We start from the raw sequence: 20,988 nt of genomic DNA on the forward strand, positions 1-20,988 counted from the left end.
CCTGGCCGCGAATCCCGCTTTCACGAGGTCCAGTGCTCGCGGTTCCGAGAGTCGGACTCTCGATATGTCGATTGAACGCTCTAGTTGATTCCGACGACTTCCTGGGCGATCGCTGCGAGTCTTGCCTGGGCAGCGGATACGACGCCGTGTCGGTTCTTGTGCGCTTCCTCGTACGCAACGATGTCCCGCACCTGTGCGGCGTCGGTCAGTTCCTTCACGGCGGAGACGGCTTGGGTGACGTTGAGTTCGTCGAAGTCTTCGATGGGAAGTTCAGTGGGGTCGAGTAGCCCACTCGACTTCCGTACCGAACGGAAGACGTCGGCGGCACCGTCAGCACCTTCTCGGCGAGTGACCTTCTCAGCCGTGGCGATGGCCGCATCCCTACTGGCCGAGAGTGTTTTCACAGTCACGTCACCGGCATATGCGCCCCAGCTGATCAGCTCACCCAGTACCGGCGGTGAGGTGCGAACAGCGTCGATGGCACGGTCGAGACTGCGGGTGGACCAGGAGACCGGAACGTTGACCAGCCGTATCGCCGCGCCGGTGGCAGCTTGCATCGGTGTGCGGCGCAAAGCTGCCGGTCCACCGAGTGCCTCTTCGGCCAAGACAGTCGTGAGCCAGTCCACGGTCGCGGAGTGTGCAGCGATGAGGCGGTCGGCCAACGCCGCGACGGTCTGATCGCCGCCGGCAGTGGCCAGGGCCTTGAGGTAGCGGGAGCGGTCGAGGAGTTGATGTTCGAGCGCAAGGTCGCCCAGTACAGCTTCGTCGAAGGGCTGAGCCTGTTCGACCATCGCTTTCACTCCGGCTGTCGCGCGTCCGAGGAACGGACCGACCAATTCCGGAACGCCACCCAGATCGCGAATCGTGGACTCGATGGAACTCGCCCTTTCACGGCCGTTCTCTGCGTTTTCCGTGAGTTCGCGTCGAACCGCTTCGGTTCTGGCCTGTGCGACGCGCGTTTCGGCGACCTGGATCTCGGTGTGCGTCAGTCCGAGGAGGATGCGTAACTGGGTGATCAAGGCGGACGTGGTTTCGGAGTTGCTCATATCGGGGTCGTCCCTTCGTCGGTGCGTGCTTTACGTGATGTTCAGCTTCTGCTCGACGAGTGCTCCGCGGGTCGCGGAGCCACCGCCGATACGCGGGCTACCCCGACCTACCGCGTAGTAACCACAACGAACAAGTGGGCTCGACGCACCGAGATCGTCGGCGCCAGGACGAGTGAGATCCCGGCCACCCCGAGGTTTCGATTTCTATTCGGCGGGAAGGAGGCATGTGCAGTGCATCCATCCAGAAGCCCGCGAGAAACTGCGTCACCCGAGGAGTATCGATATGCCGGACCAGTACGCAATGCAGGACCCGACCACGCGGTTCCCCGCTCCTGTGCGTGAGCGGCAGGCGGAGATCGCACACCCCGGTCTCACCGCAGACATGATTTCTCCTCCCGACCACGGTGAAAACACCTATCGAGGAAGCGGTCGACTCGAAGGAAGGCGTGCGATTGTCACCGGAGCGGATTCGGGCATCGGACGTGCGGTCGCGATTGCATTTGCCAGAGAAGGCGCGGACGTTGTCCTGAGTTATCTCGACGAGGAAGAACAGGACGCTCGGGAAACCGCTCGCTGGGTCGAGGAGGCAGGTCGCAAAGCCGTCTCGGTGCCGGGAGATCTCCGAAGCGAGGAACATTGTTCTGCTTTGGTCGAAACCGCGGTGCGTGAACTCGGCGGACTGGACATCTTGGTGAACAACGCCGCGTTTCAGATGGTGCAGATGGGCGGCATCGCCGATATCACCACCGAACAATTCGACCGTGTGATGAAAACCAACCTCTACGCACTATTTTGGCTCTCCAAAGCAGCGATCGCGCAGATGGAGCCCGGATCGACGATCGTGAATACCTCGTCCATCCAAGGTGCGTCCCCGTCGCCCGAGTTGCTCGATTACGCCACGACAAAGGCGGGCATCATCGACTTCACCAAGGGGCTGGCCGCCGATGTCGCACGGAAGGGAATCAGGGTCAATGCCGTTGCACCTGGACCGATTTGGACGCCACTGATTCCGGCGACGATGCCCAAGGAGAAGTTCGAGACGTTCGGGGACGACGTTCCGCTCGGGCGGGCAGGTCAGCCGGCCGAGCTTGCTCCCGCCTATGTATTTCTCGCCTCTGGCGAATCCAGTTACACCACTGGGGAAGTCATCGGCGTGACGGGTGGAAAACCGCTCACCTGACTACCCTGGCCGCAACCGGGTGGAGCTAGAGCCGCGACTTCTGCACCTTTCCCGTTGGAGTCAAAGGTAGCGCCTCGATGAACTCGACTGCATGGATGCGCTGGTAGGGAGCCACCTTCTCACTCACGTATTCCACGAGTTCGGATGCCGAAACCCTGGCCGCGCCCGGCGATCTTACGACGAAGGCCACCGGGATCTGCCCGACTTCGTCATTGGGCCTGCCGATCACCGCACTCTGCGCGACGCCGGGGTGGGAGCACAGCACCTCCTCGAGCTGAACCGGATATACGTTGTACCCCTTGTAGATGATCATGTCTTTGCTCCTGCCGACGACATACAGATTTCCATCGCTGTCGAATCTGCCCAAGTCGCCGGTCTTGAGCCAACCGTCACGAAATTGGAGCGCGGTCAGTTCGGGTGCGGCGAAGTACCCGGCGGTGACTTGCGGTCCACTCGCCCAGATCTCGCCGACTTCACCGGCTGTGACTTCCTCTTCGGTTTCCATGTCTCGCAATGATATTCGCGTGTCGAAGACCGGTAGGCCTACGCTGCCGATCGGTGATCGCGCATCTGGGTTGTTGAGTTGATTGGTGAGAATGGTTGTCGCCTCGCTGAGTCCGTAACCCTCGATGACCTTCGCGTTCGAGAATGTCTCGCCCATGCGACGCAACGTGGTCGTGTCGATGGGTGCAGCACCTGAGAACACCGAACGCACCGAACTCAAATCGTGAGTCGATTTGGTCGAGGCCTCGAGGAGTAGGTGGTAGAACGCCGGTGCGCCGATCAGTCTGTCGATCTTGTGGCGCTCGATGGTTGCGAGGTACTCGTGAGGATCGAACCTGCCGAGTACGAGGGTGGTGGTACCGGCAAGTACGTGATTGCACTGTCCGACGAGAGCCAGTCCGTGAAAATACGGTGCGACGACGGCAATGACGCCCTCGCCCATTCGCTCCGAATTCTCGTGTACAGCAGTGGGTACCGGAACCATCCGAATGCCACCGGCTTCGTCGCTTTCCGGAAGAGACGAGCTACGCCACGCTGTGGTCTGTATCGTGCTGGCCACCAGATTGCGGTGCAGAACCTGAACGCCCTTCGAGCGGCCTGTGGTGCCGCCGGTGAGCTGAAGATGTGCGACGCCTTGTGAACTCGCCAGTTTTCGGGTGAGGGCCGGCGACTCGAGAAGATGAGAGAGATCGACGTCACTGATTGCGCTGTCTTGCGACGGGCAGTTCGCCGGGGCCGCCGCGGTCGGGGGAGCGACGACGGTGAATTCGAGCCCCGAGTTCTGTGCCGCACGGAATGCCGCCACACTGGACGGGTGAACCACCGCGGCACGAGGCGAGAACTCTGCCAACAATTCTCGCAGTGTTTCCGTCGGCTGAGTGTGGTTGACCGGGCATGCCACGGCGCCGGCACACAGAATTCCGAAGTAGGCGACCGGGTACCACAGGGAATTGGGCATCAGGAGAACTACACGATCGCCAGGTCGAATGCCCCTGTCGGACAGTCCTTGCGCTATGCGGAGCGCGTGATCGTGGAGTTCGATGAAAGTGAGAGCCTGGTCGCCGTCCCGTAGGGCAATACGATCTCCGTAGGCGCGTGCCGAACCGGCGAGAACAGCGTCGAACGCAACGTCGGGATACTCGAGAGATACTGGCATGAAGGGCATTCCGTGCACATCTACTCCTGACGTAGTTAACCTGCCTGCATGGTCGCGGCGAGCTTCGGCCGCGTGTCGAAAGTGGGAGCGTGCTTTTCGCGAATGAGAACTTCCTGAGTGACCGTGGCAACCAAAACCCCGGTGCGGGTCCAGAATTCGCCACTGGACAGACCCCGTCCGTCCCCCGACGTAGGGCTGCGTTGAACGAACAGCAACCATTCGTCGGTTCGGCAAGGGCGGTGGAACCACACGGCGTGATCGAGTGAAGTGAGAAAGAGCTTCTGGGACGGACTTCCCCCGCCGATCAGATCGAGATGACCGAGGGCGGCGGTTCGCGCCAGCGTGAGGTCCGAGCAGAACGCAAGTGCGGCGGCGTGCATCCCGTGATCGCTCGATACTTCACCTGCGATGCGAATCCACATGCGGCGGTCCCTGCCACCACCGTGGTCGGCAGCGTCGTCGTCGGCCGAATCTCCGCTGATCGGGCGCACCTGCACTGCCTGGCGAATGGCCGAGGACGTGATGCCCGACCAGAATCGATCAACGGATTCGCTCTGTGCCGGAATTGATTCCGGTGTGGGAACGTGGGGCATCGCAATATGGCGATCGGGTCCGAGTTCCTCCTTCTTGAAGGATGCGGTCAGTGAGAGCAGCGCATTGCCGCCCTGGAAGGCGGTCACCTCTCGTAGTGCATAGGTGCCACCGTCTCGGAGGATTCGCACTCGGTACTGCACCTCGGCGCCCGGTCGACCCATGGACAGGAAGTACGCGTGAAGCGAGTTCACGTACCGTACAGGGTCGACGGTGCGGTGCGCAGCGAGCAGGGCCTGCGCGACGACATGGCCGCCGTAGGCGCGATCTGGGCCACCGGCACAGCAGGTTCCGCGAAATTCGGGTGCCCCGCCGTATGCAGTGCCTGCGTGAGTGAGCTGCAACAGTTCGTCCATCGGGGCTCCTACCGGCTCAGGGATTTCGCGATGATCGTTTTCATGACTTCGCTGGTGCCGCCGTAGATTCGCGACACCCTCGTGTCCGCGTACAACCGTGCGATCGGGTATTCGAGGATGTACCCGTAGCCGCCGTGCAGTTGTAGACACTTGTCGATCACGCGGCCTGCCATCTCGGTACAGAAGAGCTTGCAGATCGCAGCGTCGACGGCACTCAATTCGCCGGCGTCTTCGAGTGCGACGGCGTGATCGACCATTGTCTGACCTGCGGCGAGATCCGTAGCGCATTCGGCAAGAACGAATTTGGTGTTCTGGAAGTCTGCGACCGATTTTCCGAAGACTCGTCGGTCGCTGGTGTAGGAAACCGCGTGGGCGATGGCAGCGGCTGCGGTGGCGCACCCTCCGGCCGCCATGGCGAGGCGTTCGCGGGGCAGGTTCTGTCCGAGGTAGCTGAAGGCCGCTCCTTCCTCGCCGAGTACATCGGTGACCGGTACCCGGACGTTGGTGAACGAGACCTCGCAGGTATCGCTGAATTTCAAACCGATCTTGTCCAATCGGCGACCAACTTCGAAGCCGGTGGATTCGGTGTCGACGACAAACAGCGAGAGCCCGCCTCTGCGATTCTCACCTGGGTCGCCGGTGCGGGCGACCACGACCATGTGTGTCGCCTGAGAGGCGTTGGTGATAAAGGTCTTTGCGCCGTTGAGGATGTAGCTTTCTCCGTCGTCGGAGAGCTTCGCGGTGGTGCGAATGGCGGCCAGATCCGAACCCGTCCCCGGCTCGGTCATCGCCACGGCAAGCACGGCCTGCCCACTCGCACAGGCGGGCAGCCAGCGCTTCTTCTGATCCTCGTTTGCGAGAGTGAGCAAGTAGGGCAGAACGATTCCGGCGCTCGCGTGGTAGTTACCCAATGAGACACCGGCCAGCGCGGCTTCCTCTCCGATGATCATCAGATAGCGGTAGCTCGTCGCCCCCGCGCCGCCGTATTCCTCCGGGATGTCGAAGCCCATGACTCCCAATTCTCCGAGCTTGCGGTAGAACTCGCGTGGCGCGTAACCTTGTTCCTCCCACTTCGCGAATTCAGGGACGACCTCCCTGTGTAGAAAACCCCGGAACACCTCGCGAAAGGCATCGTGCTGATCGTCGAAGATTGTGCGCTTCATGGGAAGTCTCCTTGTTCCGCGGACGACGCGGGGTTGGCTAGGTGTAGAGGCTGCGCAGTGAACGTTTGTCGGTCTTACCGGTGGCCGTGGTCGTCAGTGCTTCGACGAAGGCAACCGTGCGCGGTGCTTTGTACCCTGCGATTTGGGTTTTGACGTGCTCGCGAATTTCTTCGGCGGTGGCATGCAGTTGTGGGTTGAGGACCACCACTGCATGCACGCGCTCGCCCCACTGAGCGTCGGGCAGGCCGATGACGGCGCAGCGCAACACAGCGGGGTGGTTGGCGACGGCGTCCTCCACCTCGGCCGAATAGACGTTCTCGCCGCCGGTGATGATCATGTCCTTGGCGCGATCGACGATGAAGATGTACCCCTCGTCGTCCATGTACGCGAGGTCTCCGGTGTGCAGCCAGCCCCCGCGTAGCGCTTCGGCGGTCTCCTCCGGACGATTCCAGTATCCGAGCATGATGTGCTCGCCGCGGGTGACGATCTCTCCGACAGTGCCCCGTGGCACCTCGTTGCCTTCCCGGTCGGCGATGATGATTTCGGCGTGCAGGCTTGCACGGCCCGCCGAGCGCAGGCGAGGACCACCGGCCCGGTGATCCGATCCGAGCAGGGAGACGATGACCGCGGTCTCCGTCATGCCGTACCCCTGGACGAAGTTCGCGTTGGGGAAGCGCGACATCGCGCGTTCCAGGATGGCCGCGGGCATCGGGGCGGCTCCGTACACAATCGATTTGACGCTGGTGACGTCCGTGTCCGAAAAGGCCGGATGGTTGTAGAGCATCTGCAACATGCTCGGGATCGCGGTCATCGTGGTGACCCGACGGCCCGCGATCAGGCCGAGCACGTCGCCGGCGTCGAAGCGGTTGGCGAACACGACTGTGCCGCCGACCACGGTCTGGGCCATCATGCCGAGCAATGCGGCAATGTGGAACAGAGGAGCCATCACCAGAGTTATGCCACCGATCTCGCAGGACCGGGCAAAGCCGGTACCGCCGAGCAGGGCGGTGGAGAGACTGCGATGAGAGTGCATGACGGCTTTGGGAGTGCCGGTGGTTCCGCCGGTGTAGATCAGCGCGGCCAAGGTGTCGCCGCCGGCACGCACGTCCTCGACCTCGGGGCCTTCGACGATCAGGTCTTCGAAACCAGCCATTCCGGCGGGAGCCGGCTCGTCGCCCATGTAGACGAGCGTGACAGTGGCGTCGAGTCCGGTCACCAGTAGCCGGCATTCCTCGTCGACGAGTACAAAAGCGCTGCCGACTCCGGTGACCGCGTCGGTGACTTCACGGACGGAACCGTGACGGTTTACGAGATTGACGACAGCGCCGATCCACCACGTCGCCATCAACGACTCGAAGTAACGGTCGGAGTTGAACGCCAGGATGCTGACCCGGTCGCCCGGACCCACGCCACGCTCTCGCAGGGCTCCGGCGAGTCTGGCGACTCGCTTCGCGATCTGTGGGGCGTTGCGCTCGCGATGCTCGCAGACGGTCAAGGGTCGGTGCGGCTGTTGTTGAACCGCCCTGTGCAGAAGGTGGGTCAGATGCATGGGCTGGCGTGCTCCTCGAGTCGGGTGGTGCTGACGGCGGATAGTCGAGATGCCGACGAATCGACACCCCGACCTCGAGTTAATCGATCAGGAATTCCGCGTCTCCGACGAGGGCCTTGACGCCGTTCTGACGAGCGCAGACAAGTTCGACACGAGCACGTCGACCGTCCTCGGCCTCGTAGGTGTCGACGACGACAGCAGAGCAGGTGAGTTCGTCACCGGGCCAGACCTTGTCGGCGAATCGAATCTTGAACCGACGCAGGTTCTCGACACCCAGCCAGTCGGTGACGTAGCTGGCCAGCATGCCTGCCTGAAGCATGCCGACGGAGAACACGGACGGGAAGCCGGTCTCACGGGCGAACGTGTCGTCGTGGTGCAACGGATGGAAATCACCCGAGGCACCCTGATACTTGACGAAGTCGGTGCGAGTCAGTGGAGGGAAAGTCTTGCTCTCGGCCTGTTGTCCGGCTACGACGGTTTCGGTCGTGGTCGTCATTTCCCCTCCTCCTTGCCGCCCGTTGTGGCGGTCTCGATGATCGTGCTGTTCTGCGTCGCGATCAGTTCTCCGGACTCGTCACGGAACTCGGTGATCATCTTCGCGAAGGTCATCACACCACCGCGCTTTCCGGGCTTTTCGAAGCGGTCACCGACAGTTGTCTCGGCGGTCAGCTTCTGGCCGGCTCGTGGAAGTGGGCCGTGGAAGATGTACTCCTCCTCACCGTGGAGGATGCGACGACGGTCGAATCCGAGCTTGGCGAAACCGGATTGGTCTGCGGGCTCCCAGATCATTCGGCCGCTGGTGAGCATGGTCGGCGGGATCACCGCATCCTCGCCGGCATGCTGTTCTGGGTTTGCCTTCACGGCCCGGACGAATTCCTGGACCTTGCTGTAGTCGAGCGGAAACGTGTAACTCACTTGGTTTCTCCTTCGATCTTCGGGATGCCGGCGCGCCGGGTCTCGACCGACTTGAGGAAGGCGTCGTCGCCGAGAAGCTTTGTCAGTTCTCCGATGTCGAGCTGCCGGTCCTCACGAATTTCGTCGGCGATCGAGTAGCCGCCGTAGAGACCCACATAGCCGCCGTAGACGGCAAAAACCTGTCCGTTGAACGCGCACTCGGCGCTCGACAGGTAGGCCACGAGTGACGAGCAGTTGGCGGGGTTGTAGCGATCGAAGACTGACTCGTCGACGGGCTCACCGACCAAATCCTTGATGCCGGGCGTGGCTTTGACAGGTTCGGTGCGCGCCACGGGAGCGATGGCATTGGCCTTGACGCCGAATCGCTCGAATTCGCGAGCGGCGTTGACTGCCTGGATGGCCAGACCGGCCTTGGCGGCGGAGTAATTCCACTGCCCGTAGTTGCCGTGCAGTCCGGATCCGGAACTGGTGTTGACCAGGTTGCGTGTCTCCTGCACGCCTGCCTTCGACTGGTCGCGCCAATATCTCACGGCGGCGCGGGTAGCAGAGAAGGTTCCCTTGAGGTGTACAGCGATGACCGAGTCGAACTCTTCCTCGGTCATGTTCCACAGCATCGCGTCACGGATGATACCGGCGTTGTTGACCACCGAGTGCAAGTTTCCGAAGGTGGATACTGCTGCGTCGGTTAGCTTCTCACCGACGGCCATTTCCGCGATCGAGCCCTCTACCGCGATGGCCGAGCCGCCGGCAGCGACGATTTCGTCTGCCACCTGCTGTGCTCCGCGCAGGTCGTTGACCACGATGCTGGCGCCTTCGGCTGCCATGAGTAATGCGTGTTCGCGACCGAGGCCTGCGCCGGCCCCGGTGACGATGGCAACGCGTCCGTCGAGTTGTCCCATGATGTTTCCTTTCGTTCTTCGCGCCGAGCTACGGCGCGGCGGTGTTGACGTGTTGGCGGAAGTGGTTGCTAAGCAACCTTTTCGTAGAGCGTGATGACGCCGGCGCCGCCGAGACCGAGATTGTGCTGCAGTGCAAGCTTTGCTCCGTCGACCTGTCGTGCGTCGGCGGTGCCGCGCAACTGCCACACCAGTTCCGCACACTGCGCCAAGCCGGTGGCGCCGAGCGGATGCCCCTTGGACAGCAGACCACCGCTGGGGTTCACTACAATCCGGCCGCCGTAGGTGTTGTCGCCGTCGAGGATGAACTTCTCGGAGCACCCTTCGTCGACCAATCCGAGGGCCTCGTAGGAGAGCACCTCGTTGACCGAGAAGCAGTCGTGCAATTCCACGACCTGGATGTCGCGTGGATCCACTCCGGCCTTTTCGTAAATCCGTTGCGAAGCAACTCGAGTGATGTCCGCACCGACCACTTTGAAGACGTCGTCGTCGGTGAAGACGCTGGGAAAGTCGGTGACCAACTCTTGAGCTGCGATCGCCACGCCCGGTGTGAGGCCGTGGGCACGCGCGAAATCTTCGCTGCATACGATGGCGGCGCCGGCTCCGCAGGTGGGCGGGCAGGCCTGCAAACGAGTCAGCCCGCCGTACAGTGCCTTTGATTCGAGCACTTCCTGCTCGGTGACCGGCTCACGGAAAACCGCGTACGGGTTGTTGGCAGCGTGCTTGCGGGATTTGACCGAGATCTTCGCGAACAGATCCGGCGAGACCCCGTACCGCTTGGAGTACTCCTGCGCAGCGGCACCGAAGTACTGCATCGCCATGGACGGGTTGGCGGGGTCGATGCCGTAGGTGCGGTCGAGGACTTCCGCGTGTCGCTCCATCGGAGCCGGGCGGTCTCCCCAGTGGTTGACCAAAGCGCCAGGCTGCATCTGCTCGAAGCCAACGGCGAGTGCGCATTCGACGACGCCCGACTCGACGGCTTGTCTGGCCAACCACAGCGCGGACGAGCCACTCGCGCAGTTGTTGTTGACGTTGACAACCGGAATTCCGGTCATACCCGCGCCGTAGATGGCGCGTTGGCCACTCGTCGAATCCCCGTACACGTAGCCGGCGTAGGCCTGCCCGATCTTGTCGAATCCGATTCCGGCGTCCGCGAGTGCGTTGACAATGGCCTTCGCGCCCATCTCGTAGTAGTGCTCGCTGCGCCCTGGCTTCGTGAACGGGATCATTCCGACCCCGGCGACTAGTACTTTGCGACTCATCGGTGCTCCCTTGTGATTACTGGTCTTCGTGGATTGGTGGTTGATTCGTTGTGTGTGAGGCGCATTCAGAGCAACTCGAGGATGGTGGCATTGGCCATGCCGCCGCCCTCACACATCGACTGCAAGCCGTAACGGATTCCCTCGTCACGCATGTGGTGCACCATCGTGGTCATCAACCGCGCGCCGGAGCCTCCCACGGGATGCCCGATGGCCATGGCGCCGCCGTTGGGGTTCATCAGCGAATAGTCGGCTCCGGTCTCGCGCAACCAGGCCAGCGACACGGCGGCGAATGCTTCGTTGATCTCGAACGTGCCGATGTCGGAGAGCGTCAACCCGGACTTCTTCAGCGCCAACGCCGTTGCCGGGATCGGGCCCTTGAGGATGCTCACCGGATCGGTACCGGTCACGACCGCAGTGTGAATGCGGGCGATCGGTGTCCAACCGTGTTCACGCGCAACGTCACTGGTCGTCACGAGGAGCGCGGCGGACCCGTCGGAAACCTGGGAAGCGTTTCCCGCCGTGATCTCGGTTCCCTCGAACGCTGCCGGCAGCTCGGCGAGGCGTTCCATGGTCCCGCCGCGACGGATACCTTCGTCCGCCTCGATGATCCGGGTGGCGCCTTCGGCGTCGGTGACCGCGACCGGAGCGATCTGGCCGGCGAAACGGCCGGCGTCGACAGCGGCAGCAGCTCGGGCATGCGAGTCGAGGCCGTGTCGATCCATGTCGGCGCGACTGATGCCGTACTCGTCGGCGATCATCTGAGCGCCGAGTCCTTGGTTGAATCGCTCGATGTCGTAGCGCCCCAGCACTAGTGGACCGTGCATCGGCCCGTAGTCGCCGGCACGCGCAGCCGCGCCGAGCGGGATGACGCTCATCATCTCGACTCCGCCCGCGACTGCGACGTCGTACTGGCCCGAGATCACGCCCGCTGCCGCCTGGTGTACGGCCTGCTGCGAAGAGCCGCATTGACGGTCGACTGTCACGCCAGGGACATGTTCGGGCCATCCTGCACCGAGTACTGCCGACCGGGCGATACAGCCGGCCTGCATGCCGAGGGTTCCGACGCAACCCCAGATCACGTCGTCGACGATTGCGGGGTCCAGCCCGGTTCGCTCTGCCAGCGTGCGCAGAACGTGCGCTGACAGATTGACTGCATGCGTGGTGGACAACCCGCCACCACGTTTGCCGATCGGTGTCCGTACCGCATCGACAATGACTGCATCACGCATGAAAGCTCCTGTGTCCGAGTCGGTTGGAGATCAGAGACCGATGTCCTTGGCGATGATGGTCTTCATGACTTCGCTGGTACCGCCGTAAATGCGCGAGACTCTCGTGTCGGCGTACAGGCGAGCGATCGGATATTCGAGGATGTACCCGTAGCCGCCGTGCAGTTGTAGGCACTTGTCGATCACGCGGCCTGCCATCTCGGTGCAGAACAGCTTGATGCGTGCAGCATCGGCGGCGGTGAGTTCTCCGGAGTCGTCGAGATCGAGTCCCTTGTCCGCCAGTGCCTGCGCGGCAGCGACTTCGGTAGCACATTCGGCAAGAACGAACTTGGTGTTCTGGAAGGATGCAACAGGTTTACCGAAGACTTGACGCTGGCGGACGTACTCCGACGCGAACTCGATCGCCGCGGCCGCACATGCGGTCTGGCCGACACCGATGGAAAGTCGTTCGCGGGGGAGGTTTTGGCCGAGGTAGGAGAATCCCTTGTCCTGCTCGCCGAGGAGATTCTCGACCGGAACTCGAACATCGGTGAACGAGAGTTCGTTGGTGTCGGAAGACTTCATACCGATCTTGTCGAGCTTGCGTCCGAAATTGAAGCCGACACTGTCGGTGGGAACTACCAGGAGGCTGAGTCCGAAGCGTCGGTCCTCCTCGGACGGCGCGGAGGTTCGAGCGGCTACGACGCAGAGTTCCGAGTTGCGGGCACCGGTGATGAAGGTCTTGGCACCGTTGAGGATGTAGTGGGTGCCGTCTTCGGACAGGCGCGCCGTGGTCTTGATGCCTGCCAGATCCGATCCGGTTCCCGGCTCGGTCATGGCGATGCAGAGCATGGTCTCGCCGCTCGCCACGCCTGGAAGCCACCGCTGCTTCTGCTCGTCGTCGGCAAGGCGCAGCAGGTACGGCAGCACGATGCCGATGCTCACTCCGTAGTGTCCGAAACTTACTGCTGCACGAGCTGTTTCCTCTTGGATGACAGCTTGGAATTTGAAGCTGGTGGGCCCGGCGCCACCGAACTCCTCGGGGATGTCGAAACTCGTCGCGCCGAGTTCTGCAAGCTGGTTGAACAACTCACGCGGTACCTGATTCGCGTTCTCCCACTCCGGGTAGTTCGGCGTCACCTGCTTGGCGATGAAGGTCCGGATGGTCTCGCGGAATGCCTCGTGCTCGGGGGCATAGACGGTACGTTTCATGATGCGCTCCTGAAGATTTGTGGTGAGATGACGTGTTTTGGGTCAGACGCGTCCGGCGTCGACGACGAGGCACTGGCTGTTGATGTAGTCCGATTCGGGAGTGCACAGCAGGTACACCGCCCCCGCGGCTTCCACCGGATTGCCGCCTCGGCCGAATGGGATCATCTTCGACGCGACGGCCAAGCGATCAGGGTTGACGCCGACGCGAATCTCGCGGCCGTCGATCGTCAACGTCGCGTTCGCGTCCGCGGACACCTCGGTCATTCTCGTGATGATCAGTCCGAAGGCCACTGCGTTGACGTTGACCCTGTACCGACCCCATTCCTTGGCAAGAGTCTTGGTCAGTCCGATCAGTCCGGCTTTGGCGGCGGCGTAGTTGGATTGGCCGGCGTTCCCGTAGTACCCCGACACCGACGACACGTTCACCACCTTGCGGTGGTATTCGGTCGGGTTGGCTTTGATGAAAGGTTGCGCCGCACGCAGGATGCGGAACGGCGCTTTGAGATTCACGTCCACGATGGTGTCCCACTGCTCGTCGGTCATCTTCTGAATCACCGAGTCCCAGGTATATCCGGCGTTGTTGACGATGATGTCCATACCACCGAAGGTCTCGACCGCAGTGCTGACGAATCGCTCCGCGAAACCGTCCTCGGACACTGAACCCACTACGCTGACTGCTTGCCCGCCGGCCGCCTTGATGTCGTGCTCGGTCTGTGCAGCAGCTTCGGGATCCAAGTCGTTGATTGTCACCGCTGCACCCTCGCGGGCGAATTTGAGTGCGATTTCTCGACCGATCCCACGTCCCGACCCGGATACGAGAGCGACCTTTCCCTCCAGGTTACCCACGGTCCCAGTTCCCGCGATCCCATTTCCCACGGTGTTCCCTTTCGAGTGAAGAGTGTTGTAGCGAAACGTAATTGGCGGTAGTCCAGGCCGGTGGTTGCTCCGGCGCTGCGATATCCCGAGGCGTCGTGGCTCCGGGAGTTTCATTCGCAATTACTGATGATTCACTTTTAGGCCTTAAAAGTATGTATGTCAAGCATCTTCGCTGTCACAGCTGGTCAAGCGCTATTCCAATGCGTTCACAGTTGCGTGCAACCTTGGCAGGATGGGGCGTAGGTGGCGAGTGACGGACACTCTGGGGTGCCGGAAGCTGTCGATTGTCACCGCACGTGTTGGGGCATCGTGCGGTTGGGTTTCGAGGGAACTGGCCTTTCGGCAAGGTCACCAGTGTCGTCGGTAGTTCGAAGTGACCCTTGACACAGTAGGGAAAATAGCTCAAAGTGAATCCCAAGTAATTCCCTGAAGCGACATTGCATGAGAAATGCCCGCGCACGGATGGCTGAACGGAAAATTTCGACCTGAGGGAGGCGGGCATCGAACTGTCTGTTTCTGCTTATCTGGCAGTGCTATTCGGTGGTTTTCTCTCAAGGAATGGCCAACTGACGTGTCTTCTCTGCGGAAGAAGAGCGTGATGGATCTCGATTCCAAACATCGATGTGAACTCGAAGTGTCACCAAACCAAGCGACAAGTCTGCCCCTGCACTGCGTTGGCAGTGCCCGTTGATCAAACCGTCTCCTCGAAGGATCCGACAGTGACAACACCCCGGACCACACCCAAGGCAACGCCTCGTCAAGTGGCAACACACCAACAAGCATCTTCGGGGACAGCAGTGCCCGCACCGCCCGAATCACGTCGCCGTGCTTGGGGTTTGACCTCGCTGCTGGTCTTCCTGACCGTCATCAACTGGGGCGACAAAGCGGTTTTGGGCATCATTGCCCAACCGTTGTCCAAGGAGTTGGGGTTGACAGCATCCCAGATCGGTCTCGTGGGTAGCTTGTTCTTCCTCACCTTCACGATCGGCGGTTTCTTTTCCGGAGCGATTGCCCGAATAACGACACTGAGATGGGCGCTGGCGGTGTTGGCCTTGCTCTGGTCGGCGGCAATGCTCCCGATGGTCATCACGGCGAGTTTTGCTGTGCTGGTGGTCAGTCGGATGCTGTTGGGTTTGGCTGAGGGGCCGAGCGGGCCCCTGACGCACACCGCCGCGTTCTCCTGGCATCCGCCGGCGAAACGTGGACTTCCAGGTGCGCTTCTCGCCGGGTCGGCCTCGCTGGCGAAGATTGCCGTGGCTCCCGCGCTTGCCTTCGTGACGGTCACGTGGGGGTGGCGTGCGGCCGTGGTTTGCATGGCGGTGCTCGGCGTGTTGTGGTGCGTGCTCTGGCTGCCCCTGTGGTCGCAGGGTCCCTATATCCGTAGTGGAAAGCGACGAGAAGAGGCGGGAGCCGGTGCAGCCGAGACCGACGAGCCGGCGGTGCCGTGGATACGCATCTTCCGAACGCGGACGTTCATCAGCTGCACAATGCTGGTGATGGCGATATACGCCATCGTCGCGGTTGTGCTGACCTGGCTTCCGTCGTACTTCGAAGTGGGCCTGGGATACAGCCGACTGCAGGCTGGTTCGATGTTCGCATTCCCCAGCATTGCGGGCCTGATCTTGATGTTGATCCTCTCCTCTTCCGGAGATCGTCTGACTTCTCGCGGCGCCACGTCCCGCCTGATTCGAATAATCGTTCCCTCGGTGGGTGTGCTCGTCAGCGGAATGATCATGGTGTTCCTGCCCTACGTGTCGGCCCCCGCGCTGGCGGTCGCGATCGTCTCGGTCGGATACGGGTTCCTCGCGTCCGGCTATCCGCTGATCATCGCCACGATCTCCGAAATATGTCCGCCCCGGCAGACAGCCGGAACGCTCGGAGTTTTCATGGCAATGATGGGAATCGGGGGTTTGATCGGCCCTTACGTGACCGGGCGGATCGTCGACGCTGCCGATACTCCGGCTGCGGGCTATGCCACTGCGTTCCAGGCCTTCGGATTGGTTGCGGTCCTGTTTGCGTTCGGAACCTTGATTTTCGCCAACCCCGAGCGTGACAAGGAGATCGTCTGGAAAGCTACGAGTCGAAAGTAGCTACCTGAGGTTCCCGAGTGTGCAGAATAGTAGGTAACTGGACTTTTCTGGTTATGAGTCGTCTTCATGCGAGTACACTCGCTTTGTGAATCTGACGCAATGACCGAATCGACGATAGGATGGCGGCGTGCCACGTGAAAGGGAACCGATGACTGCCGTCCGTCGACCCCGCGACCGTAAGCAACAGATATTGACAGCAGCAAGCGAGCTGTTCCGGGAGCACGGGTATCACAACATTTCTGTTTCGGATGTCACCGCTCGTGTGGACATCACGACGTCCGCGCTCTATCGCCATTATCGAAACAAGAACAGCCTGCTCTATCACGCGGTTCTGGCCGGGATCGAGTCTCTCAATGAATCTGTCGGCGGTGCAACGGATCTGTACACGTTGCTGACAACGCTGTCGGCAACGTCGGTCGAGCGCCGCGGGCTGCCGCTGTTGTGGCAGCGTGAAGCCAGGTATCTGGACGACGACCAACGAGAGATGCTGCGTAAGAAGTTGCGGTTCAGTACCTCTCGCATCTCGGAGCTGGTGCAAGCGCACAGGTCTGACCTTTCCGACTCCGACAGTCGGCTGCTGGCGTACTCGATCCTTGCAGTGTTCAGCAGTTCGTCAAGTCACCGAATCTCGATGCCTCCCCGCCAGATGGAGGCACTGCTGTTCGACCTTTCGGCGCGTGTTTCCCTGTCCCCCATCGGGTCTGCGGACCCCGACGTTCCCGCTGCGCGCACAGAGGTCATCTCCATACCCGTTTCGCGACGCGAACAACTACTGACTGCGGCGATTCAACTGTTCGACGAACGCGGGTATCGAACGGTGAGCAACGAGGACATCGGCGCGGCCTGCGGGACGACAGGCCAGAACGTGTACAACCATTTCGATACAAAGCTCGACATTCTGTCCACGGCAATCACCCGTGGTTTCGACCGACGTGACCTTGCCGTGAGGCAGGCCCTGTCGCAAGTAGGCGATTCGAGCCAGACGCTCGACATTCTCTTGGGTGTTCATATCGCGTTTGCCCTGGAAGACGGACACCTCATCGGTTTGATGGCGACGGAACTCGCCGAGCTTCCCGACAACACCCGAAAGGCATGTGTCCAAGCTCAGCGGGACTACCTGGAGCTGTGGGTTAGAGCGCTCAGTGAAGTTCGCCCCGGCTTGGATGCCACCGAGGCGAAGTTCACCGTGAGTGCAGCAATGACGTTGATCGGCAACGCTATCCGTATCGGAAGCGTTCGGCGCCGTGCGGACCTCGCAGACCGACTGACAGAAATATGCATCGCTTTGATGACGGAGACTTCGGATCCCGCTGCGTCATTGGTGGACGCCGGCGTTGGTGCCACTCCGTAGTCTCGGAGCGGCACATCGGCACCCACAGAACGAGTCAGTCGCGCCCGGCTTCGACCAGCTTCTCGGCGAGGGTCGCTGGTGTAGTGAAAATCGCTTCGTGGCTTCCTGCCATCTGAACGATCCTGCACAGGCCGAGTCTGCTCGAAAATCGTGGATGCCAAGCGAACTCGCCGTGGGGCATTGCGGTGTCTTCCGTGCAGTTCAGGTAGGAAGTCCTCATCGTCCCGGAGTTGACGAGTTCGTAGAACTTCGTGAGATCAAGTTTGTCTTCCAACATAGTGACCGGTGTCGGACATAGAGACTCGTAGGCGCTCATGGCTGTCTCGTGATCGGCGTCGTTCAAGAACGCTTCTCGCCACACGTTCCAAGGCAAGGAGAACATTCCATCCACCGCTCCTTCGCGCACCATCTCTCGATAGTGAGCAGGGGACTCGTCGTTGATGCTGTTGCCATTCGCTGGAACAAAGGCGTTCCAATACACAAGTCGTCGAATGCGGTCAGGAAATACCTCTGCGACCTTGGAAATGACCGTGCCGCCGAAGCTGTGTCCCACCAGAATGAAATCCGTGATGTCTCGCTCGGTGATGTACCGAACGATCGACTCGACACCGTCCGCGTGTCGGACACTCATCTGTGATACCCCGAACCCCGAGACCGTGGGCGTGTACACGCGATGGCCGACTGCAAGCAGGTGTTTCGCCACTGGTGCCCAGTGCTCCCCGGTATGCCAAGCTCCATGCACGAGAACGAAAGTGTATTGCTGCGCCACGACTATTCCTCCATTACGTTCGCTTGCCGAAAAGAAATTCATCCGTGAGATCGAATATGAGTACCGCTCTGCGGAATTGGAGATATCCGTCAATTTCGTTCGAGGTGCCCTAGCGGACTGCCACAGCTTCGATCTCGACCAGCATTGCCGGGTCGGACAGCCCGGTAGTCTCAGCCATCAAGCTGGCTGGTGAGCATTGGTAGGTTTCGAGGGCATCGAGAACAACATCGTAGTTCGAGGTTGCAGCAGCTATGTCTCTGACAAAGATGCGGATCTGTACTACGTCTCTGAAACTGAAGCCCGCAACTTCGAGGGTGCGGTCGATGTTGACAAAAGTCGTTGCAACTTGGGCTCTGAAGTCGCCGACGCCTCCGCGTGTGTCCACGCTGCCTCGTCCCTCATGCCCCGATACGAAGAGAAACTCCGAAGGTGCGCTGATTCTGACCGCGGCGTTGTATCCGAACCTACCCGTAATGAGTTGTGGAGCAATGTTTTCGCGCTGCATTTCGAGTGGCGTCCAATCTGAATCGTCGATAGTTTCGCCGCTGATCGAGTCAGCGGTCGTAGGACAATATCTGCTTGGCGACTGCTCGGGGAGCGGAGATCATCCCGTCGTGCCCGGTGTTGATCCGATCGAGTTGCCACTCGCGCGAGTTGTTCAGCACCCGCTGCTTCGACGCTTGGATGTCGGGGAAGGCGGGCTCGGTGAAGTCGATGTAGTGCCGTGGAAGTCCAGCTCCAGCCGGACCGGTGAGAGTGACTGTGTCACTCCAGGTCGACCATGGGTGCGCAGTGAGTTGCCTTTTCGCCCAATCGATGTCATTTCGATCGGTGAGACCGAACATCGTGGGATCTGTCGGGGCGGGTACAGCGTGCCCGCCGGTGGCAGCGACAAGCGTTCGGAGTACCTCCTGACTGCCGAGTGGCATTGTGGACAGCACTGTCTCACCGTTTTCGATGACGACAGCGTCGAGGTAGACCAATCGACGGATCTTCTCAGGCATCCGGTCAGCCACCGAGGTTATGTAAGCACCACCGATGCTGTGGCCGACCAGTACGAAGTCTGTGAGCTCCTCTGCTTCAATCGTCCGAATGATGTCGTTGACAGCGGCGTCGTAGCTCAACTCTGCATGGAGGAGATGGGATCGGTCACCTACGCCGGTGATCGTCGGAGTGATCACTCGGTTTTCGCCGCGTTGCAACATCGGCGCGAGTTTGCGCCAACACCAACCTCCATGGCTGCCACCGTGAACGAGAAGGTAGTCCGGTCGCGCGGGGGAAGCTGAAGAGACGCCGGTGACTGCGGTAGCAGTTGCAGGGGCAGCGGGTGTGACTGCGGCTGCGAGTGCCGCCGCCCCTGCGAACAGCGTGCGCCGATTCACTCGCGAGTGAATCCTCGACGGCTCGCCGGCTACACCTCGCTCGGAAGCATGCGACATTCTGCTGTGCGTTCGAGTTGCGCTGTTCGGGGCCGTCAGGGCCCCGAAGGGCATGGGAGAGGTCATCCACCTAGCCTGCCGATCTACACACCTGCTGAACATGTTGGTCAGACCACGAAACATGTCCTTGCGTTCGCTTGCCTTGCCTTGCCTGCCTGGGCGGGGGCCTATCGATGCGTGGGCTTGGACGCTGCAGAGTCGACATTCACTGCGATCTTGACTTGCGGCTCGCCAGTCTGTCGGATCCCCGTAACCGATCAACTAACGAAATCAGCATCTCCTGGGAATCAAACGACAAAGCGTTTGTCAGTCCGAGAAGATGCTTCACCGGTTCATCCGACAACTGGGCAATGAGCAAGGCATCCGAGTGTCGCGAGTCTTCAGTTCCTGAATCGCCTCGGCTGTCGAAGAAGTGGCTGGTTGTGACACCGAAGAACTGTGCGAGGCCATGCATCACAGTCGCTGACGGGGCGCGGCGAACCCCGGTGCGAAGTTGAGAAAGGTAGGGCGTCGATATGCGATACCCCTGCTGGCGAAGTGCGTCGCAGACTCGTGCATTGGTCAATCCAGGTTGGCGGGTTGCGAAAAGAGCGTTCAATCTGATGCAGAAAACGCTGTATCCATGCTCGCTCAGCAATTCTCTGCTCTCCGTGTGGCGTACCGGTTCGGTCCGATACCCCCGAGCGGGCCGGGACCTGCCGCTCGGGGGATGAGTGATCGGGTTGTCAGACTTGAATGTCGCTGAGCGCGTCGACGATCAAGTCGGTTACCGCTGACGGCTGCGACGCCAAGGATGCGTGCCCAGCTGGCAGCTCGACGAGTTTGCGGGGGTTCATCCGCCCAGCCATCATGCGCTCGTTGTCGGGATGGATCATTCGATCTTCACTGGAGACCTGGTACCAGCTCGGCTTGACCTTCCACGCCGGTGCAGTAACCGCGTCACCGAAAGTACTTGCCAATGGTGCTTTTTGGGTAACTGCCATGATCAGTGAGTCATTGACGTCGAGATCCTGACAGAAGCTTTCGCGATACTTTTCCTGAATGATCCACAGGTATCCGTCGGAGTCCGGTGTCAGATTTGCGGCAGCGGCGGGTGGGTTCTGTTGGGTGATACCGCCCGGGCTTTCGCCGGCATCGGGTGCAAACGCTGCGATGTACACCAGCCCGACGACGTTGGGGAGGTCCCCCATTTCGGTGATGACTGCACCGCCATAGGAGTGACCGACCAGCAGAACAGGGCCTTGAATCTGCTCGACCATCTTGCGCGTGCGTTCGGCATCGTCAGCGAGTGATGTCAGAGGCAGTTCGACGGCGCGGAGATTCGAATATCCCCTGGCGTGCAAATCGACGATGACTTTGCCCCAGTGGGCCGCGCCGCCCCAAAAACCGTGTACCAAAACAACAGTTACGTCAGTCATGCCGTTCCCT

The 20,988-nt window shown here is 61.0% G+C and carries 19 protein-coding genes; 3 read left to right on the forward strand and 16 right to left on the reverse strand.

Annotated elements, in window-relative coordinates; genetic code table 11:
- Positions 1-80: 80 nt before the first annotated feature.
- Positions 81-1,046, reverse strand: a complete 966-nt coding sequence (locus QRN54_RS03290) for a DUF8129 domain-containing protein (protein ID WP_042448142.1) — start codon at positions 1,044-1,046, stop codon at positions 81-83.
- 283 nt (positions 1,047-1,329) lie between these two features.
- Between QRN54_RS03290 and QRN54_RS03295 the strand changes: the two genes are divergently transcribed.
- Positions 1,330-2,226, forward strand: coding sequence for an SDR family oxidoreductase (locus tag QRN54_RS03295; protein ID WP_007735622.1), 897 nt, complete (start codon positions 1,330-1,332; stop codon positions 2,224-2,226).
- Between the two features lie 25 nt (positions 2,227-2,251).
- Here QRN54_RS03295 and QRN54_RS03300 read toward each other — a convergent pair whose 3' ends face one another.
- From QRN54_RS03300 to QRN54_RS03350, 11 genes are all read right to left on the reverse strand, one after another.
- Entirely contained in the window at positions 2,252-3,886 is a 1,635-nt protein-coding gene (locus tag QRN54_RS03300; protein ID WP_285181575.1) for a class I adenylate-forming enzyme family protein, read from the reverse strand.
- A 35-nt stretch (positions 3,887-3,921) separates the two neighbouring features.
- Positions 3,922-4,833, reverse strand: coding sequence for an acyl-CoA thioesterase (locus QRN54_RS03305; protein WP_003942886.1), 912 nt, complete (start codon positions 4,831-4,833; stop codon positions 3,922-3,924).
- 8 nt (positions 4,834-4,841) lie between these two features.
- The gene (locus QRN54_RS03310; RefSeq protein WP_285181576.1) at positions 4,842-5,996 is read right to left on the reverse strand and encodes an acyl-CoA dehydrogenase family protein; all 1,155 of its coding nucleotides are present in this window, start codon (positions 5,994-5,996) and stop codon (positions 4,842-4,844) included.
- A gap of 37 nt (positions 5,997-6,033) precedes the next feature.
- On the reverse strand, positions 6,034-7,545 hold the full coding sequence (locus QRN54_RS03315) for a long-chain-fatty-acid--CoA ligase (protein WP_192712697.1): 1,512 nt from the start codon (positions 7,543-7,545) through the stop codon (positions 6,034-6,036).
- 79 nt (positions 7,546-7,624) lie between these two features.
- On the reverse strand, positions 7,625-8,041 hold the full coding sequence (locus QRN54_RS03320) for a MaoC/PaaZ C-terminal domain-containing protein (protein WP_003943245.1): 417 nt from the start codon (positions 8,039-8,041) through the stop codon (positions 7,625-7,627).
- Positions 8,038-8,460: an FAS1-like dehydratase domain-containing protein gene (locus tag QRN54_RS03325; RefSeq protein WP_007735631.1), complete on the reverse strand. Its 423-nt coding sequence runs from the start codon at positions 8,458-8,460 to the stop codon at positions 8,038-8,040. The genes QRN54_RS03320 and QRN54_RS03325 overlap by 4 nt, the downstream gene beginning before the upstream one ends.
- Positions 8,457-9,359, reverse strand: a complete 903-nt coding sequence (locus tag QRN54_RS03330) for an SDR family NAD(P)-dependent oxidoreductase (RefSeq protein ID WP_003943051.1) — start codon at positions 9,357-9,359, stop codon at positions 8,457-8,459. The genes QRN54_RS03325 and QRN54_RS03330 overlap by 4 nt, the downstream gene beginning before the upstream one ends.
- Positions 9,360-9,427: 68 nt before the next feature.
- Entirely contained in the window at positions 9,428-10,618 is a 1,191-nt protein-coding gene (locus QRN54_RS03335; RefSeq protein ID WP_003943007.1) for a lipid-transfer protein, read from the reverse strand.
- A 65-nt stretch (positions 10,619-10,683) separates the two neighbouring features.
- The gene (locus QRN54_RS03340) at positions 10,684-11,847 is read right to left on the reverse strand and encodes a thiolase family protein (protein WP_256082918.1); all 1,164 of its coding nucleotides are present in this window, start codon (positions 11,845-11,847) and stop codon (positions 10,684-10,686) included.
- 30 nt (positions 11,848-11,877) lie between these two features.
- Positions 11,878-13,035, reverse strand: a complete 1,158-nt coding sequence (locus tag QRN54_RS03345; protein ID WP_003943151.1) for an acyl-CoA dehydrogenase family protein — start codon at positions 13,033-13,035, stop codon at positions 11,878-11,880.
- 42 nt (positions 13,036-13,077) lie between these two features.
- Entirely contained in the window at positions 13,078-13,881 is an 804-nt protein-coding gene (locus tag QRN54_RS03350; RefSeq protein WP_209448100.1) for an SDR family NAD(P)-dependent oxidoreductase, read from the reverse strand.
- A 749-nt stretch (positions 13,882-14,630) separates the two neighbouring features.
- On the opposite strand from QRN54_RS03350, the gene QRN54_RS03355 reads away from it, so the two are divergent.
- Positions 14,631-16,001 carry an MFS transporter gene (locus QRN54_RS03355; RefSeq protein WP_372510007.1) on the forward strand — a complete coding sequence of 457 codons (1,371 nt, stop codon included), beginning with the start codon at positions 14,631-14,633 and terminating at the stop codon, positions 15,999-16,001.
- 127 nt (positions 16,002-16,128) lie between these two features.
- On the forward strand, positions 16,129-17,352 hold the full coding sequence (locus QRN54_RS03360; RefSeq protein WP_238565268.1) for a TetR/AcrR family transcriptional regulator: 1,224 nt from the start codon (positions 16,129-16,131) through the stop codon (positions 17,350-17,352).
- 34 nt (positions 17,353-17,386) lie between these two features.
- On the opposite strand, the gene QRN54_RS03365 is transcribed toward QRN54_RS03360, so the two are convergent.
- The 4 genes from QRN54_RS03365 to QRN54_RS03380 all read right to left on the reverse strand — a co-directional run bounded on the left by QRN54_RS03365 (position 17,387) and on the right by QRN54_RS03380 (position 20,978).
- A complete protein-coding gene (locus tag QRN54_RS03365) occupies positions 17,387-18,163 on the reverse strand; it encodes an alpha/beta fold hydrolase (RefSeq protein WP_285181577.1) in 777 nt (258 codons plus the stop codon).
- A gap of 67 nt (positions 18,164-18,230) precedes the next feature.
- Complete coding sequence (locus QRN54_RS03370; protein WP_003943219.1) at positions 18,231-18,626, reverse strand: RidA family protein; 396 nt, start codon at positions 18,624-18,626, stop codon at positions 18,231-18,233.
- A gap of 49 nt (positions 18,627-18,675) precedes the next feature.
- A complete protein-coding gene (locus QRN54_RS03375; protein ID WP_285181579.1) occupies positions 18,676-19,503 on the reverse strand; it encodes an alpha/beta hydrolase in 828 nt (275 codons plus the stop codon).
- Positions 19,504-20,285: 782 nt separating this feature from the next.
- Positions 20,286-20,978 (reverse strand): alpha/beta hydrolase, encoded by a 693-nt coding sequence (locus QRN54_RS03380; protein WP_007735651.1) that lies wholly within the window; start codon positions 20,976-20,978, stop codon positions 20,286-20,288.
- Positions 20,979-20,988 lie beyond the last annotated feature (10 nt).

The organism is Rhodococcus sp. MEB032, assembly GCF_030208925.1.
In the GTDB taxonomy this organism is placed as follows: domain Bacteria; phylum Actinomycetota; class Actinomycetes; order Mycobacteriales; family Mycobacteriaceae; genus Rhodococcus_F; species Rhodococcus_F qingshengii.